At 58.0% G+C, this 17,305-nt stretch carries 14 protein-coding genes and 4 pseudogenes; 9 read left to right on the top strand and 9 right to left on the bottom strand.

Annotated features, from left to right (window positions below):
• Window positions 1-26: 26 nt before the first annotated feature.
• Genes METLW4_RS0120840 through METLW4_RS0120820 form a run of 5 tightly spaced genes read left to right on the top strand, consistent with a single transcriptional unit; the run spans window position 27 to window position 6,042 of the window.
• On the top strand, window positions 27-1,229 hold the full coding sequence (locus METLW4_RS0120840; protein WP_083919343.1) for an N-acetyl sugar amidotransferase: 1,203 nt from the start codon (window positions 27-29) through the stop codon (window positions 1,227-1,229).
• A gap of 4 nt (window positions 1,230-1,233) precedes the next feature.
• Entirely contained in the window at window positions 1,234-2,586 is a 1,353-nt protein-coding gene (locus METLW4_RS0120835) for an amidase (protein ID WP_043333298.1), read from the top strand.
• Window positions 2,587-2,620: 34 nt separating this feature from the next.
• Window positions 2,621-3,904 (top strand): hypothetical protein, encoded by a 1,284-nt coding sequence (locus tag METLW4_RS28025; RefSeq protein ID WP_157235544.1) that lies wholly within the window; start codon window positions 2,621-2,623, stop codon window positions 3,902-3,904.
• Between the two features lie 39 nt (window positions 3,905-3,943).
• The gene (locus tag METLW4_RS0120825; protein ID WP_018268166.1) at window positions 3,944-4,957 is read left to right on the top strand and encodes a zinc-binding dehydrogenase; all 1,014 of its coding nucleotides are present in this window, start codon (window positions 3,944-3,946) and stop codon (window positions 4,955-4,957) included.
• 2 nt (window positions 4,958-4,959) lie between these two features.
• Window positions 4,960-6,042, top strand: coding sequence for a Gfo/Idh/MocA family protein (locus METLW4_RS0120820; protein WP_157235542.1), 1,083 nt, complete (start codon window positions 4,960-4,962; stop codon window positions 6,040-6,042).
• 160 nt (window positions 6,043-6,202) lie between these two features.
• Here the strand turns inward: METLW4_RS0120820 and METLW4_RS28020 are convergent.
• The 7 genes and pseudogenes from METLW4_RS28020 to METLW4_RS28015 all read right to left on the bottom strand — a co-directional run.
• Window positions 6,203-6,562, bottom strand: a pseudogene (locus METLW4_RS28020) (hypothetical protein); the annotation flags it as partial.
• The gene (locus tag METLW4_RS28910; protein WP_157235538.1) at window positions 6,496-6,819 is read right to left on the bottom strand and encodes a hypothetical protein; all 324 of its coding nucleotides are present in this window, start codon (window positions 6,817-6,819) and stop codon (window positions 6,496-6,498) included. The pseudogene METLW4_RS28020 and the gene METLW4_RS28910, both read right to left, overlap by 67 nt.
• Window positions 6,753-7,151: a helix-turn-helix domain-containing protein gene (locus METLW4_RS25645; protein WP_051079701.1), complete on the bottom strand. Its 399-nt coding sequence runs from the start codon at window positions 7,149-7,151 to the stop codon at window positions 6,753-6,755. Before METLW4_RS25645 ends, METLW4_RS28910 begins: the two co-directional genes overlap by 67 nt.
• A 157-nt stretch (window positions 7,152-7,308) precedes the next feature.
• Window positions 7,309-8,848, bottom strand: a pseudogene (gene tnpC / locus METLW4_RS25640) (IS66 family transposase).
• Window positions 8,849-9,005: 157 nt separating this feature from the next.
• Window positions 9,006-9,359 carry an IS66 family insertion sequence element accessory protein TnpB gene (gene tnpB / locus METLW4_RS0120780; protein ID WP_018268157.1) on the bottom strand — a complete coding sequence of 118 codons (354 nt, stop codon included), beginning with the start codon at window positions 9,357-9,359 and terminating at the stop codon, window positions 9,006-9,008.
• A complete protein-coding gene (locus METLW4_RS28405; RefSeq protein ID WP_018268156.1) occupies window positions 9,356-9,529 on the bottom strand; it encodes a hypothetical protein in 174 nt (57 codons plus the stop codon). The genes tnpB and METLW4_RS28405 overlap by 4 nt, the downstream gene beginning before the upstream one ends.
• A 176-nt stretch (window positions 9,530-9,705) precedes the next feature.
• Window positions 9,706-9,849 (bottom strand): annotated as a pseudogene (locus METLW4_RS28015) (IS256 family transposase); the annotation flags it as partial.
• 7 nt (window positions 9,850-9,856) lie between these two features.
• On the opposite strand from METLW4_RS28015, the gene METLW4_RS27155 reads away from it, so the two are divergent.
• The 4 genes and pseudogenes from METLW4_RS27155 to METLW4_RS28905 form a co-directional block, all read left to right on the top strand.
• Window positions 9,857-10,252: a DDE-type integrase/transposase/recombinase gene (locus tag METLW4_RS27155; protein WP_245258507.1), complete on the top strand. Its 396-nt coding sequence runs from the start codon at window positions 9,857-9,859 to the stop codon at window positions 10,250-10,252.
• Window positions 10,253-10,299: 47 nt separating this feature from the next.
• Window positions 10,300-13,740, top strand: coding sequence for a glycosyltransferase (locus METLW4_RS25630; RefSeq protein WP_157235536.1), 3,441 nt, complete (start codon window positions 10,300-10,302; stop codon window positions 13,738-13,740).
• 31 nt (window positions 13,741-13,771) lie between these two features.
• Window positions 13,772-14,530 (top strand): methyltransferase domain-containing protein, encoded by a 759-nt coding sequence (locus METLW4_RS0120745; protein ID WP_157235534.1) that lies wholly within the window; start codon window positions 13,772-13,774, stop codon window positions 14,528-14,530.
• 89 nt (window positions 14,531-14,619) lie between these two features.
• Window positions 14,620-14,787: pseudogene (locus METLW4_RS28905) on the top strand (IS6 family transposase); the annotation flags it as partial.
• Here METLW4_RS28905 and istB read toward each other — a convergent pair.
• Together istB and istA are read right to left on the bottom strand one after the other, a co-directional pair.
• Entirely contained in the window at window positions 14,771-15,652 is an 882-nt protein-coding gene (gene istB / locus METLW4_RS0120740; protein WP_018268149.1) for an IS21-like element helper ATPase IstB, read from the bottom strand. The pseudogene METLW4_RS28905 and the gene istB sit on opposite strands and share 17 nt — an antisense overlap.
• Entirely contained in the window at window positions 15,649-17,157 is a 1,509-nt protein-coding gene (gene istA / locus METLW4_RS0120735) for an IS21 family transposase (protein WP_018268148.1), read from the bottom strand. The genes istB and istA overlap by 4 nt, the downstream gene beginning before the upstream one ends.
• Between the last annotated feature and the right edge of the window lie 148 nt (window positions 17,158-17,305).

The raw sequence follows: 17,305 nt of genomic DNA, 5'->3' as shown, positions 1-17,305 counted from the left end.
CGCGCGATTGACGAGGAGCAAGTTCTATGCAGACAGCGACCTCCACGCCTTTTGAGAGCCTTCGCTACTGCGTGCGTTGCTGCATGCCTGAAACCCAAGAAGGCGTAAAATTCGACGACCAGGGCATCTGCCAAGCTTGTCAGTCATCTGAACAGAAAATCCATATCAATTGGGTCGAACGCGAAAAGCGCCTTCGGAATTTACTTGAAAACGCGAAGACGAAGGCCGGGAACAATTACGATTGCATCGTCCCGATCAGCGGCGGTAAGGACAGCGTCTTCCAATTGCACGTGCTGGTCAAAGTTTATGGCATGAAGCCTTTGACGGTCACGTTCAGCCACAACTGGTACAGCGAGACGGGTTGGTACAATCTTCAGAACGCGCTGCAGCAGTTCGACGTCGACCACGTCATGTTCACCCCGAACCGAAGCTTGGTGAACCGGCTCGCTCGTCGGTCGCTGGGAATGATCGGCGACGCCTGTTGGCATTGCCACGCCGGCGTCGGGGCCTTTCCTCTGCAGGCCGCTGTTCGTTTCAATATTCCGTTACTCATCTGGGGCGAGTCCGTCGCGGAATCCTCTGGAAGAGCCTCATATGAAGATCCGGTTCACAAGTTCGATCGCGAGTATTTTACAAAGGTTTCAGCCAAACGATCGCCGAAGGAAATGACCTGCGGCGCCCTTTCCGAACGCGATCTGTATCCTTTCAACGTGCCGTCTCTCGAAGACGTTGAACGGGTGGGCATCCACGGCATTCACCTTGGCGACTATATATTTTGGGACGAGGAGCGCCAGACCGAATTTATTTGCCAGGAATACGGTTGGAAGGAAACGGAGATGGAGGGTGCTTACAAAGGCTACAAGAGCGCGGAATGCATCATGGCCGGCGTTCACGACTTCACCTGCTATCTCAAGCGCGGTTATGGCCGTGCGACATTCCAGGCGTGCGTCGATGTGCGCAACGGTCTCATGACGCGCGAAGAGGGTTTCAAGATCGCCCAGGCGATCGATTCGGAGCGTCCCGGCGCTTTGGACTATTACTTGAAAATCACCGATCTTTCCGAGAGCGAGTTTTACGAGACGATGCGGCAGCTCAAACATCTCAAGCTGATCGACATTAATCCGCCCGTTCACCCCAAGCAGCGCCAGAACCGGGAAGTGACCGTGCCATTCTTCGAGCAATTGATCGCTAAGCACCGCTACCGTCAAGACCCACGTGAAGAGGCCTAGACGCATGTTCAGGCGGTTTTCGATTTCTGAAATTCATAGCCAGATGGAAACGGGCAGGTTGCATCCCATCGATGTCGCGGAGGAATGTATCTCCCGCGTCGAACGATTCGATCGTGATTACCGGCCCTGGGTCTGCTTCGATCCCGAGGCGCTCCGGCGAGGCGCAGACGCCGTCGAGGAGAGGCTGGCGTCAAAGCAGCCCCTACGTAGCTTGGAGGGTATCCCGTTAGGAATAAAGGACGTGTTCAACACGTCGGACTTCCCGACCGAAATGGGCAGCGAGATTTGGCGGGGCTTTACTCCCGGCAACGACGCTCGAGTGGTTTACTACTTGAGGATGGCGGGCGGATTGATCGCCGGAAAGACGGTGACCGCCGAGTTCGCGGTGCATGCTCTCAATGAGACACTCAATCCTCACAATGTCGAACTGACACCGGGCACGTCGTCCAGCGGCTCGGCGGTAGGGATCGCCCTCGGCATGGTTCCCGTGGCGTTCGGCACACAGACCGGCGGGTCCATCATCCGTCCGGCGAGTTTCTGCGGGATTTACGGCTTCAAGCCGTCTTTTGGGTTGCTTCCCAGGACTGGGGCCTTGAAAACGACGGACAGTCTCGACACGATCGGATTCTTCGTGTCGCACCCATCTGATCTTCGGCGCGTGTTGGAAGTCTCCCGGGTGCACGGCCCGAACTTCCCGTTCAGCTATTCCGCGCTCAAAGACGATAAAAGGCAAAACAAGCCCAAGGAGCGACCGTGGCGTGTGGCTTTGGTAAAGACGCATACATGGCGGCATGCCCCAGATTACGCCAAAGACGCGCTACTGAGCTTCGCCACGAAGTTGGGCGAGCACGGAGTGCATATGTTCGAACGGGAGCTTCCAGCCGAAATGGAGCAGGCTCATCAGGTTCATTCGGTCATTTACGATAAGTGCCTATCTTACTACTTCAGGGAAGAGTATAAAGCTCTGGGCCGGATATCGGAAGTTATGCGGAATATGATCGCTAGAGGTGAGCAAATCACGGGCGGTCAATTTCATGCAGCGCTCGAAATGCAGAATAGACTGATCGCTGAGATGGATCGATTCCTGTCGGATACCGATGCCATCATCTCCTTGTCCACGGCTGGCGCCGCCCCCAAGCGTCACGTGCTCGAGGAGCCCGATCCGGCTCTGATGTGGACGTTGACGCATCTCCCCGCCATCAGCGTTCCCGCCTTCCAGTCGCCACAAGGCGCGCCGTTCGGTCTTCAGATCGCGGCTAGAAAATACAATGATCATCTGCTGCTGAACTTGATCGACGATCTTTGGATGAGCGGCGTGGTGCCGGCCGGTCCGTCTCCTCTGCTGTCGTTCTGGTAAACGACGCGGTCCCGGTTCCTCCTGCGAGGTGGTTGTGGCGCGCATGCCGGATGGCAAGCCAGACAAGCGAATTGAAAAGATGAGCGCTAAAGTCTATCGCGATTTTTGGAACGCCTATGTGGAAATCCAACGTGGAAAGTCGGTCGACACGAGCGCCCTGGCGGCGACGCTCGGGTCTCTGAAGCCCGCGGCTTACACGTCTGTCTCCGGCAATCTGCTAGCCGTATTTAATTCAGGCCGATTGGCCGACACGGATCTCCTTCGCTCCGTGTCGATGCGGCGGCATTTTCTCGCGGGAGAAGACGTGTCGGCGAGCCGTTTCATCTTCGCGGACGTTAGGATTGACAAATATGCTGGAAATCGGTTTTCTCTCCGTCGCGCGACGTTGATTTGGGTCCTGAAACACTTTCCAAGTTTCGTGTCGGGGCTGTTGTCCGGTCGTTGCCTCGCCGCCGGACTGATAAGCGTCTATCAAACTGTGTTTCGCGTGCATGAGATCTCGAAGCTGGAATTGTTTTCGTCCAACAGCCGCTCGATTGAGTTATTACGAATCGCAGCTATTACAGATGGCCTACAAATTACTGAATATTTGCACGGAATATGTTCTGATATTTTTGCGAGTTACTATTTACTATTACACAGTATGGCAGCAGATGGACAAATTAGCTATGTTAATATGGTGCCAAAACTGCCGCAACCTGCCATTATCCGTGATCATCTTCTGTGGCATAATTCGTTGGAAGTTTTCTATCAGAATGAGGCGCCGTGGAGCCCACGCTCTGAAGAAAAACGAACAGATGTGCTGATCGTCGGGAGCGCGGTCGCGGGTAAAAGCTACTGGGATACCGAACAGTTTGTCGAAGACAAGGCTTTGATCGAATTTTGCCAAGACAACAATATTAACGTAATATATTGCCCGCATCCTGATATTTATTCAGATGTTTCAAATCATATCCCGTATAATATTCAAATTGGACGTTTTCGAGAGCATGTCAACTCCTGTAGGGTGTTGGTTGGCCACTACAGCACGGCCCTATTCGTCGCTCATATTTTTGGAAAGAAGATATTTCTGTTCAAGACAGCGTTGCGGCTACTGCCAGACTACTTTGTTTCAGAAATGTTTGATTCCGCTAATGTGACTCTCGATAAGGCGTCTCTTCTCGAATTCTTGGCGACCGAGGCGTCCGACGTCATTGTCGATGGCGCCGCCTACCGAGGCCCAGGGATCTCACTTCAACACGAATCGAAGACATTTGTTTGGAAAAGCCCGAAGGCGACGTGTCGATCTTCACGCGCCGACAGAATTGAACAATCGTGAGCGATATGAGTGTATCGCAATCGGCGAGGGAAATCCGACATGGCGCCCGCTGAAGCCTCGGTCGTTTGGGTCAACGCTCCGGGCGAACTGGAAATACGGACCGAAGCTTTGAGAGCGCCGGACGACAAGGATCTGCTTTGTCAAACGATTGTTTCCGCAATCTCCCCGGGCACCGAACTCGCTGCGTATAAAGGGCTGCCCCCGCTGCGCTCTGGGCCGAACTATCCGCGCTTGGTCGGTTACTGCAATGTTGCTCGAGTGCTCGAGACGGGAAACCACGTGACCCGCTTCAGAACCGGCGATCGCGTGCTCACATTCACGTCGCATCGCAGCGCCTTTGTTGTCGCGGAAGACGAGGTTCTCTATCGGTTGCCCGAATCGGCGTCGGCGGATGACATTGTTTGCGCTTATTTGTTCCACCTGGGCTACAATGCGGTGTTGAGAGGGAATGCGCGGGCCGGAAGTCGTGTTTTGGTCATCGGACTTGGCCCTTTGGGCTTGACTACGGTCGCGATGGCTTCGGTCGCGGGAGCGCAGGTCTACGCTCTGTCCGATCAAGGCGGACCGGCGGCGATCGCCCGAGAATTCGGGGCGGAGGCAGTCTTTGCTCGACATGAGCGCGCCGCAATGATCGAGGCGCTCGGGTCAGATCTGGCAGATTTGGTCGTTTCGACCACCAACGGATGGAATGATTGGGAGACGGCGCTAGCGGCGGCTGGAAAAATGGGGATTATCGGCGTCTTGGGATTTCCGGGCCGCGGAGAGCCTGCACCCACCATCAATCCGTTGGCTAGTCAGTACTTTTACATGAAGCAGCTTCGTATCGAAGCTGTTGGCCTGTCTCCTGAGCATCCCGACAGTCGAGGCTTCAGTCGGTTCAACGTAAGATCCAATCTGGACTATTTGGCGAGACAAATCTCGAGCGGCAACTTGAGGTCTTCGCTACTTGTGTCGGGCGCCTATGAAGGTTTGGATATCCGTTCGGCATACCGAGACTTGGATTCCCGACGTTCGTCTCCGACCACGTATCTTCTACGATGGAGCGCCGTCTGAAAATGGAGCATTACTTCGACGCCGCGGTTATTGGATGCGGGCGCATGGGCGCCTTTACCAGTGAAACCATGATTGCGCACGGGCCGCCCTGCTGGCTTCCGCTGAGCCATGCGGAAGCCATTTTGTCCCACCCTCGCTTGAAGCTAAAGGCCTTGTGCGACACTAGCCTCGAGGCCCTGAACCGGGCCGGCGAGAAGTTCGGCGTGCAGCGTCGCTACGCTAATCCCAGGGACTTGCTCAAAGCGGAAAAACCCGCTCTGCTTGGCCTTGCCACGCGAACATTCGGGCGAGCGGCTTTGATCCACGAGGCCGTGGATTCGGGAACCAGAGCGATTCACGCGGAAAAACCGCTTTGCAACAGCATGGCTGAACTCGAGAAGTTGCGGACACTGTTTGCATCGAAGGAGCTTTTCGTAACCTGGGGAGCGATCCGGCGGCATCTTGACGTCTACAGACAAGCCTTGGCGCTGGCGAGATCAGGGCGATACGGAGCCTTGCGGGAGGTGCGGGTCACTTTCGGCTCGGCGCCGCTCTATTGGACTCACTCTCATTCCGTAGATCTATTGCTGTTCGCTGCTTTCGGTCGCCGCGTCGCTGGAGTTCACGCCGTGCTGGACAATGTGGTAAGAGATGGCCCCGCCACGTCGGTGACGTCCGATCCTCGGGTGATTTCAGCGAGCGTATATTTCGAAGGAGGCTTGGTCGGTCATATCACCCAGGCGTTGGGTCACGATTTCATCCTTTCCTGCGAGCAGGGCGAAATCACAGTTCGCGCCAATGGTGCGGGGCTGGATGTTTATTCGGTGAAAGATGGCGGTGTATATGCGAGCTTCGCGGATTTGGAACTCGAGCAAGTCGAGCGTCCACAGGGGTCGCTCAGTCCCATTCGGCAATTGGTTCGCTGCCTGGAAGGAGAAGAGAAAAGTATTCATGAAAATACCTTGCTAAAGCAAGATATAATTGATGCTCAGCTGATCACATTTGCGATGCTGCAGTCTCATATTCAAGAGTCTAAAATTATAGGCATAGGCTCTATCGATCCCAACATAATTATTTTCGCAAAAACTGCAGGAAGATGCGCCTAGGCTCAGGATCTATTAATTTCGAGTGAGGCGTGACTCCGCTTCGAGAAGTCATACGGTTTCCGGCTGATTACTTCGGCTTGGCGATTTTCGGCCACCAATGGAAGCCGGCGCGGCTTTTGTCGCGCTCGTTTGCGAGCGCGGCGCATCGCGTCGAGTTCCTCTATCGTTCCGACGTGCTTGTTGACGATGGGCTCGTCGACGAGAGCCCATAAGATCTCGGCGGGTTGCAGCTCCGGCGTATAGGGCGGCAGAAAAACGAGTCGCACGCATCCGGCACGCTCAGACCGGCCTCGCCGTGCCAGCCGGCGTTGTCGATGACGAGCACGATCGTGCGATTGACGCCGGCCGCGGCTTCATGCGCGAAGGTCTTGAGCAGCGCCGTGAAAAACGGCTTCGAGACGCCGTCGTGCATATACCAGAAGGTCTCGCCGCTCGCCGGCGAGACGAAGGCGGTCACGTAGAGCCAGTCGAAGCGATGATGGCCATGCGCGATCGGCCGCTCGCCGACGGGCGCCCAAGACGCGCCGCGTGACCGGTTTCAGGCCGAGCCTGTGCTCGTCGCTGGCGAAGACCTCGACCGATCGCTCTGGATGCTTCGCGGCTTCCTCCGCGACGGCGTCTTCGAGGTTTTTTGAACGCCGCCGCCTCCTCGGGCGAAGCCGACTTCGGATTTTTGGGGCGTGGAGCCTGGATCGCCATGCCGCAGGCTTTCAGCGCCTCCCAGCCGCGCTGAACCGCAACTTTCTCCAGCCCCAATTCGCGCGCGAGAAAAGCCACGACTTTCGCGCTCGTCCACAAGCCTCCGTCCCGGGCGGCTCCTTCAGCCGAACGCGCAGCTCGGCGAGCAGATCGGGCTTCAACACCGTCGCCGTCGAGCCGTTGCCCCGGCGCAAGTCGCCGAGAGCCTCCGGCCCTTCTGCGTTGTAGCGCGCCGCGAGCTGCTCGATCCAGCGCTGGGCAAAGGACGTCATCTCGGCGACTTCGCCGAGCGTGTGGCCCTTGGCGAGCAGCCAGATCGCATGGAAATGCCGCGCCTCGCGCGCGTTCGAACTCGAAACATACCGTTCACGCAACGCATCGACGCTCAAATGTGCAGCTATCGTCGCCATGACCCGCCTCCCGCGATTCATAGCGACACAGCTTAGCTGCTTCGATTCGTCCCGGGAATCCCCTCGCCGAGTCAATCAGCCGGAAACCGTATGACAAGGCATTGCAAGCCTTTGGCGCAATGCTTTGCCAGCGATTGGTCGGCACGCTGGCGAGCGATCAGGCGGCCGGCGCCGGCGGCGAAGATTTGAAGGCCCAGGGCATCAGCTCGTCGATGCGCGACTGCGGGTGACCGTCGGCGATCGCCTCGAGCGTCGCCTTCATCCAGGCATAGGGATCGACGCTGTTCAGCTTGCATGTCGCGATGAGCGAAGCCAAACGCGACCAGGAACGTCCACCTTCGTCGTGCCCCGCGAATAACGCATTCTTGCGCGTGAGAGTCAGCGGCCGAATCTGATTTTCGACGAGGTTCGTGTCCATCTCGACGCGACCATCGTCGAGGAACAGGGTCAGCCCGACCCAATGGTTCAGAAGATAGGCGACGGCCTTGCCCATGTCGCTGCGGCCGGACAGGCGAGCGGCCTGGGCGCGCAAAAAGTCTTCGAGCTCGACGACGAGAGGCCGCGACCGCTCGGCGCGAACGCTCTGCCGGAGCGGCGCCTCTTTGCCCCTGATCTCCGCCTCGATCGCATAGAGCGCGGCGATGCGCGCCAGGATCGCTTCGGCGATGGGCGAGCCCGCTTTCGGCGTGGCGGCGAGATCTCGCGCCTGCCATGGCTCCAACACCAGGCGAGCCGCAACGGCGCGCCGCCTTTGCGTTCGGAGCGAGCCAGACGATGATAGCCGCCATAGCCGTCGACCTGGAGGACGCCGTCGAATCTTCGAGCATCCGCTCGGCGTGCTCGCCGCTGCGACCCGGCGCGTAATGATAGACCACGATCGGCGGATCGGCGCCGCCGTGCCCGCGGTCGTCGCGCAGAACGGCCCACAGATATCCCGTCTTCGTCCGGCCGTGGCCGGGATCGAGAACCGGCGCCCGAGTCTCGTCCATGAATAGACGGCCCGACAGCTTCATCAGCACGCTCATGCGCTCGACGATCGGCGCGAGGTGGAAGGCCGTCGTTCTCATCCAATCGGCCAGAACGGCGCGGTCGAGCATGATCCCATGGCGCGCGAAGACCTGCGATTGACGGTAGAGCGGCATGTGCTCGCTGAACTTGGCGACCGCCACTTGCGCCAGCAGCGCCTCGGTGGGGACGCCGCCCTCGATCAGATGCGCGGGAGCCGGCGCCTGGGCGACGCCCGCGCATCCTTTCGGACAGGCGTAGCGAGGCCGCACGGTCTCTATGACGCGATATTGCGCCGGCGTCACGTCGAGGCGGCTAGAGCGGTCCTCGCCGATCCGAACCATCAGGCCGCAGCCACAGGGACAGGCGAGGCTCGCAGGCTCGATCACGCGCTCGACGCGCGGCAGATGAGCAGGAAAAGCGCGCGCGGCGCGGCCGGCGCGCTCCCTGGTCGCCGGGCGCCCCGAGCGGCGCGCGCGATCGTCCTCGCGCTCCTCGACTTCGGCGATCGCGATCTCGATATCTTCCAGCACGAGCTGCAACTGATCGGGATCGAGCTTCTCCGAACGCTTGCCGAAGCGCGCGCGTTCATATTCCTTGACGAGCAATTGCAGACGTTTGACCGTCTCTTTCGACGCTGCGAGCTCGCTCTCGGTGTGAAGGCGCGCGGCGAGCTCATGATCAGCGCGGATGCGTTAGGCTTCGAGCATGGCGCGCTGAGCTTCGAACAATGCGCGCAGCTCGGCGCGCAGATCGGCAGGCAGCTCTGCGAGTCTGGCGGGATCGAAGCTCGGCGTCATGTCGGCGAATCTATCGCAAGCGAGGCGCCGAATGAAGCCGAAGTTGCGATCAGTTCGCCGCGGTCGGCGTCGCCACGATCCGCTCGCCGACGCGCTTCCAGTTGAGCCCGTCGAATAGAGCTTCGAACTGCACTCGGCTCAATTGCAGGACGCCGTCGCTGACCTGCGGCCAAGAAAAACCGTTATCGCCAAGACGCTTGTAGATCAGCACGAGTCCGGTTCCGTCCCACAACAAAATCTTCAAGCGATCCCTTCGCTTCGAGCGGAACACGACGATGAGGCCGGAATGCGGATCGAGTCCGAGCTTGTTTTGCACCAGAGCGGCCAGCGCATCGTGCCCGCAGCGAAAATCGACGGGGCGCACGGCGAGCACGATCCGCAACCCTTGCGACGGAATGATCACGCGCCGCGCTCCAGCGCCGTCATGATCTCGGCGATGCGAGTCGACGCGGTGTCCTGCTCCAATCGTAGCACGACCTTGCCGACGACGATCTCGATCTTCGCATCGCTCTCATTACGAACGGCCGTCTGCTCGAGCTCGATCTCCACGAACTCCGCGGGACCGTCGGTCACGAGACCAGCTTCGGAGCGGTTGCGTAAGGAGGAGGCGCTGCATTTCGGCGCGCCGAGTCACACGCTCTCTTTGTCAGCGCGGAGTCGACGCAAGCGATTTTCCCTAGATCGTGCCCCAGGGCGTGGTGTAGCTGGATCGAGGCGGACACCGGGATTTCCAGCTTTGGCCGGAATGGTCAGGCGGTCACGGCGGACAGTCTGACGATCGGATCATCGCTCAAAGGCGCGATGGTTGCCAGCGTCATGTAGCGACCGCGCTGCACGGCCCATTCATCGTTGGTCTCGAGCAGGATCGCGCCGACGAGACGGGTGATGGCGCGCTGGTATTTGCGATACAAGCTCAGCTTCCGAGATCTCGTGGAAATGATGGCGGCGCGGGCTGTCATTGGCCCATGCGACCATCATCCGCTGGGTTCAATGCTAACATTCCCGGAGTTCAAAAAGCGGTGGAACCGTTTGGCGCGCCAAGTCGGCGAATCGTGGCGCGTCGATGAGACCTGTGTCAAGATCAAGGGGCGCTGGGTCTATCTCTACCGCGCGGTCGACAAGACGGGAAAAACAGTGGATTTTTTGCTGCGCGCGAAGCGAGATGTCTCCGCCGCCAAAGCGTTTTTCCGTCGTGCGTTCGCGAGCCACGGGCGGCTGCCGCGCAAAATTACGCTCGACGGATATCAGGCGTCACATCGGGCGGCGCACGAGCTTCTCACGCAGCACTTGACGTAATCCCCCCTTGATAGCATGCTGAAGCGGGGCAGCCGAGGAACTAAACGTTGTCATTAATTCATTCATTGGAAAAGAGACTGGGCGGATTCTTCTGCCGGATCTCTAAGGCGAGACGCTATTTCGATCCAGATTATTACCTCCGCTGCTATCTGGATGTGGCCGAGGCGCAGATCGAGCCTTTCGCTCATTATTTTCACGAGGGCTGGCGGGAAGGGCGAAATCCCCGCGCCGATTTCAACAGTTTATGGTATCTTCAAATGGTCACTGGCGCCGATGGCTCCGGTATCGATCCGCTTAGTCATCACGTCCGCAACGGCGCGGTGGCAGGCGTCGACACGGTCCCTGGTCCACGCGCCGGAATCGACTGGATCCGTGCTGCAGCCGCCAACGAGAAGCTTCCGCAGGCGATTCGTGCATACGCGTCAGAATATGCTTTTATCTTGAATTCGCGGCTCCTCAATCCGGCCTATTATCGCACGGTCCACGAAAATGTCGTCGGCGATCCGATCGAGCACTTCATCCGCATCGGCTGGCAGCTCAAATATAACCCTTGTCCCGATTTTCATACCGAATGGTACCTTGAAACCAATCCAGACGTTGCTCTTGCCCGCATCAACCCGTTGGTCCATTACTTACAATACGGTGCGCAAGAGGGGCGCGAGCCGCGCCCGCGGCATTATCATTTTCCTGTTGCGACCCAAGCTGTCCTGGCGCGAAAAAAAGCTGTCACGGCGCGAAAAAAAGAGCGAGTTCCAGAGAGAAACGTCGTCACCTACGAAGATTATTTGGCTTATCTCGACAAGAGCGATGAGACGCTCGACGTCCGCGTCGAGCGTATCGAGGAGCGGATAGGTCAGCGCTTCTGCGCCCCCTTCAAGCAAAGTTCACGCGCGTTGCAAGCCTTCGAGCCCATCGCGCAGAACGATCAGGTTTCACAATTTTTTGTTGCCCCGGTGGATTTCATTCACTCCTTCAATATGTTCTTCTTCACATATTGCCAGCCAAATGGAGCGAAAATCAAAATATCCCTTTATGCGCTGATGGACGATGAAAATAAAAAAGCTTTACTACACGAAGAGGTTGTTTCTCCGGAAATGATCTCAGATGGCCACTCTTTCACGGTTTGGCCGAAGGCGCCCGTCTACATAAAAAATGTGGTTTTGCAGCTGGATGTGAAGGTTCTCACGCTCAAGCAAGGTAGCCAGTTTACTATCGCCGGACGCCAGCCGAGTTACCGCGCTGCCTGTTTCCCGATTTTTTCAGCTAATGAAAGTATGGTCTTTGCTCTTGAATTCAATCTCGCGCCGCCGAGAGAGGCGCATAAGACCTTTGCCTTCATAAGCGGTTGCCCAGGCGACGCCTTTCGCTACCGTTGCGAGCACCAAGCCGAGTCGTTACAAAACTGTGGCTATTCAGTTGATGTCTTCCAGCCGCACGATTTTCCTTATGAGCAATTGTTAAAAAATTACTCGATCATCGTAGCCCACCGCGTGCCCGATGATGGCGCTTTCCAGAGCTTCGCCAAGCAGGCTTTGGAGCGAGGCGTCATGCTCGTTTATGACGTAGATGACCTTATCTTCGATCCGGCCCGCGTCACACAAATTGATGCTTACAATTCGATGAACAATGCGGAAAAGTCCCTCTATCTAAATGGGGTTACGAGATACAATGCCGCGATGAGCCGTTGCGGCTATGTTTCCGTCTCGACTGAAAAATTGCACAAGGTTGTTGGAGAGCTTTTTCCAGACAAGCTCGCCTTTGTTATACGTAACAAGGTCAGCCAAGCTATGATCGAAGGCGCGGTGGAGGCGTGTAAGACTAGTAGGGAAAATACAGATCACGTTGTTATCGCCTATTTTAGCGGGTCGAAAACACATAGCAAAGACTTTTCCGAATGCGCTGGCGCTCTCGTATGGATAATGCAGCAATATCCCCAGACGCAACTGCTGATTGTTGGGCATTTAACGCTACCTCAGCAGCTGGACGGATTTTCTGATCGTATCAAAAGATATGAATTCATGCCATGGTCTGATCTACCAAAAGTCTATCACCTTTCGGATATCAGCCTAGCTCCGCTTGAATATGATAATGAATTTACAGAAGCAAAAAGTGAGCTGAAATATCTCGAGGCAGCTCTCCTGGGTGTGCCGACCGTCGCTTGTGACCTCGGCGCCTTCCGCGTATTCATCCAGAACGGAGTCGACGGTGTCTTATGCGCCGATGAGAGAGAATGGCGTGAAGGGCTCTCTAAGCTGGTTTCAGACTCTGATTACCGGCGCTCGATTGGCCTCCGTGCGCAAGAGGAAGTGATGGCGCGATCCACGACCCTCAGCACTCCCGAACTCGTGTACGAACGTTGGCGGGGAGCCTGCGCGCGGCAGACGTCGCGTGGGTCTTGCTACGGGCTCCGCGTCGCTTTCGTCACCCGGGCGCCGATCGCTGAAACTGGCGGCGGCTACAAGAAGATATTCATTCTAGCCAAGCATCTTGCCGACAAAGGCTATGACGTACGAGTTCATGTTGAGGCCATCGCTCATCTTGCCGACAAAACAGATGCGCAGATCAAGCAGTTTTGTCACGTCAATTTTGGGATAGATGCTGAAATAATTCGGGTCGGTCATAGCCTAATTGGGCCGGTCGACGTCGCGATCGCTACCAATTGGCCGACAGCCTCGACGGTTGCTAAACTGCACAACGCTAAATTTAAAGCCTATTTTATTCAAGATTACGAGCCGGATTTCTATCCAGCCGGGTCGCCAGACTATCTGTCTGCAGAAAAGACCTACGATGAGAAGCTGGCTTTTATCACAATAGGCGATTATCTTGCGCGGCGCCTCGCAGACCGGCGTAAATGGATTCGCGCTATACCCTTCGCCGTCGACCGTCATTTCCACGAAGCTGGGCGAGCGCGTCGCACGGGACGCGGAGTGGGAGGCAAGGAGCGTTGCGTCGTTTTGTTTTTCGCCCGTCCTGGAATCGAACGGCGCAATTTTTCCGCCGGCGTTGCCGCTTTGGCGCGGCTTAATTCTAAGTATCGCGATACGGTTAAGATCGCGCTGTATGGCCTGGATCACAGGCTTGATCTACCTTTCCCTTACGAGGATCTTGGAAAAATTTCTCAGGAAAAGCTCGCGGGGTATATGGTGACCGTCGATATTCATTTGTCCTTCTCGCTTACCAACATCAGTACGGTGATTTTTGAGGCGATGGCCTGTGGTTGCGCCTGCATCGAAGCCGACGTTCCCTCGGTGCGCGCCATGGTGCTGGACGGCGTAAACTGCCTATTGGGCGCTCCCGAGGACGGTGCATTTAAGGCGCTGGATGCTTTGACGAAAGACGCGGATTTGCGTAGACGCATTGCCGATGCCGGGTATGCCTTCGCGCAGCAGCTGACAGAAAAGAATATGTGTGAATCTTTCGAGCGCTGCATCGATGACAGCATTCTTTCTGCTGACATAGCGAAAACCGGGTCGCTCGCGCCCGCATAGAAATTCACCCGCAACAATGGGGGCAAGCTCCATGGACGAAGTCATCACACGCGAACATTATCAGGCTAAGCGGCTCGAATTCGTCAGATCGATTCTCGACCTGACGCCCTGCAGCGGACTTGAAATTGGGGCCTGCGATCTTCCCAGCATTCCGAAATATCTCGGAGCCTGCGAGTTCGCCGATTTCCGAACTGCGGAGGAGATGATTGAGCTGTGGAAGCTGTCGCCAGAGACCGTTGTCCCGGTCACCTATCTGCTTAATCGCGAAGACTTAGTCAGCTCCCAAGTCGACAAGCGCTTTGACTATGTCATTGCCTGCCATGTCATCGAACATATTCCGAATCCTATCGGTTATATACAAGACCTACAGAAACTGCTCGACCCGAGAGAGGGCGGTATAATCATTCTCGCTGTGCCAGACAAAAGGCACACTGCCGACGTGTCCCGCTCCTCAACGAGGTTGGAACATCTTTTGATGGACCATCACGATAATTGTCGCGCGCCGACCATGGAACACGTCATGGAATTCAGTCGCGCGTGGTCGCCGGAACTCGCCGCCATGAGCGAGCGTTCTACTCTGGAGTATTACAATTGGGCCACGGCCTATCTTGCGTCCGGCCACGCCGACGCACATTGCCATGTTTGGACGGATGAAGAATTCTTCCGCCAAATGGAAAGGCTCGCAGCCGACGGCCTGTTCCCTGATTTGGAGATTTTTGCTACGCAATTGACACAGCCCGGGTTCAACGAGTTTATGATCGCATTTCGTGCACTGCCGGCAAGAACCTGATTAAGAGGTAACCTGTTGGTTCTGGTGCGAACGGCATGAACAGGACATAATCCTTGCGTGAGCACAATCGGACGCGGGGGTTATGAGTGATGTCGAGCGTGGACGATCTTTTCAAAGGACGCCATTTTGCCCGCGAGAAATCATCGTCCTCTGCGTGCGTTGGTATCTGCGATACATGCTCCGCTTCCGAGACCTCGTGGAAATGATGGCGGCGCGGGCTGTCGTTGGCCCATGCGACCATTATCCGCTGGGTTCAATGCTAACATTCCCGGAATTCGAAAAGCGGTGGAACCGTTTGGTATGGCGCGGCAATCTGGATGAGGATTTGATTGTCGCGCGCGCCGAGGGCCGGCCTGGGCCAGCGGCTTTTTTGAGCGCGGCTTTCCGTCGATAGCTGTCGACGTTCATCTCGAAGATCGTCGCATGATGGACGAGCCTGTCGACCGCGGCGAGCGTCATGGCTTGGTCGGGAAAGATTTTCCCCCACTCGCCGAAAGGCTGATTTGCCGTGATGAGCAGTGATCGGCTTTCGTAGCGGGCGCTGATCAGCTCGAAGAGGACGCTCGTTTCGGCTTGATCCTTGGCGACATAGGCGAGATCGTCGAGGACCAGCAAATGATATTTGTCGAGCTTGTCGATCGCGGCTTCGAGAGTGAGGTCGCGTCGCGCGACTTGCAGTCTCTGGACGAGATCCGTCGTTCTCGCGAAGAGCACGCGCCAGCCGTTTTCGATGAGCGCCAAGCCGAGGGCCGCCGCCAAATGTGATTTTCCGACCCCAGGTGGACCAAAAACCAGCAAATTGGCTCCTTTTTCGAGCCAGGCGTCGCCGGCCACGAGCGCTTGGACTTGCGCTTTCGAGATCATCGGCACGGCGTCGAAGTCGAAAGCGGCGAGCGTTTTTCCGGGCGGTAGACGCGCCTCGGCGAGATGACGGGCGAAGCGGCGCTGACCTCTGTCGGCGAGCTCCTGCTCGGCGAGCGCCGCAAGGAAGCGCGCGGCGGGCCAGCCTTCCTTGTCTGCGGTGGCGGCGAGCGCGCTCCAGACGAGCTTGATGCCGGAGAGGCGCAGCTCGGAGAGAAGAAGGTCGACGCGCGCGGCGTCGATTTTGTCGTTCGCCTTCATGCCGCCGCTCCTTCGAGAGAGGCGAGCGCGTCATAGACGGCGAGCTCGGGCAGCGCGACAATCACATTGGGCGCAGTGCCGATCTTCGGTGCGAAGCGTTCGATCAGCCTGGAAAGGTTCGGCAGACGGCCGGCGTCGAGTTCCTCCTCGATCGCGACGGCGAGCTCGGCCTCGCAGGCGCGTTCATGCGCGATGGCGAGCAGGCCGACCATGGTTTTGCAGGCGGCCTTTTCTCCGGTTTCGGAGAGCAGCTCATCGAAAGCGCGCGCATAGGCGCGCCTGGGAAAGAGCTGGTCTCGGTAGACGAGGTTCAAGAGCGCCATGGGCTTTCGGCGCAGAGAATGAATGACGTGCCGATAATCGACGACATGCCCATGCTTGCCGCCTGGTCCGGGCCTTCCGCGCGGCAGATCGAACAGATGCGTCGAGCCCTGAAAAACTTCGAGCCGATCGTCGTAGAGGCGCACGAGAAGCTTATGGCCGATCAACCGAGACGGCACGGTGTAGAAGACTTTGCGCAAAGTGAAGGCGCTGGACGAGGTGACCGAGACTCGCTCTTCCTCGAAGTCCGACGTCTTGCGCGGCGGCAGATCTTTCAGTTCCGCGCGTTCGAGATCGATGCGCGCGGAGTTACGGACATTGCGCCGGCCGACGAGCTCGTCGACGAACTTTCGCCATGCGGGAAGATCGTCGAAGTCGCGCGAGCCGCGCAGCAGCAGCTCGTCCTGGAGGGCGGCTTTGATATGGCCATGGGCGCTTTCGATCGAGCCGTTCTCATGGGAGACGCCTTTGTTGTTGCGCGTCGGCGTCATTCCATAATGGGCGCAGAGCGCCTCATAGCGGCGCGTCATATCCTCCTTGGCGTCGGCGTCGAGATTGCGGAAGGCGGCGGAGAGACTGTCGCTGCGATGCTGCTGCGGCGCGCCGCCGAGCGTCCACAAGGCGTTTTGCAAGCCTTCGGCCAGGGCGACGAAGCTCTCGCCGCCGAGCACGACATGGGCGGATTCGAAGCCCGAGAACGGCAGGCGAAAGTGATAGAGCCGGTGCTCGAGCGGAACGCCGGCGATGGAGACCTCGAGATCGCGCATGTCGCAAAAATCAGAGAGCCCCATACGGCCCGGAGGATGCTCCTGCCGGAAAATCACCTCCTGCTCGGGACCATGGATGGCGCGCCAGTTCCGAATGCGCCGCTCCAGCGTGCGGCGCACGCCGGCGCCGAGTTCCGGATGCCGGCGGCGCAGCTCCGCGAGCACGCCGATCGGGCGCAGCCCGGGAGCCGCCTTCAGCATGGGGACGACCTCGCTGTCCCAGACGCTCTCCAGCGGATCGGGGCGCCGGCGGGCGCGCGGCGCCTTCTTTTGCGAGGGAAGCCGAGGATCGTGTTCCAGCCGGTAGGCGGTCGCCGGGCTGAAGCCGGCTTTCGCGGCGGCGACGGCGGCGCGGTCGGTCTTTCGAAATTGCATGAAGAGCCTCATCTGGCGGTCGGTGACATGGCGGCCGGGCAACGAATCGGTCCTCCCGAGGGGAAAACCGACCCTTCGCCCGGCCCCGCGATTCTCATCCTGATTGACGCTGGACTCTCTCCTTGATTGGCGCGCGGCAGTTTGGCGCGCCAAGTCGGCGAATCGTGGCGCGTCGATGAGACCTGTGTCA

The organism is Methylosinus sp. LW4 (assembly GCF_000379125.1).
Taxonomy (GTDB): Bacteria; Pseudomonadota; Alphaproteobacteria; order Rhizobiales; family Beijerinckiaceae; genus Methylosinus.
Note: the sequence above shows the minus strand (reverse complement) of the source record. Positions and strands in the feature narration are given on the sequence as shown.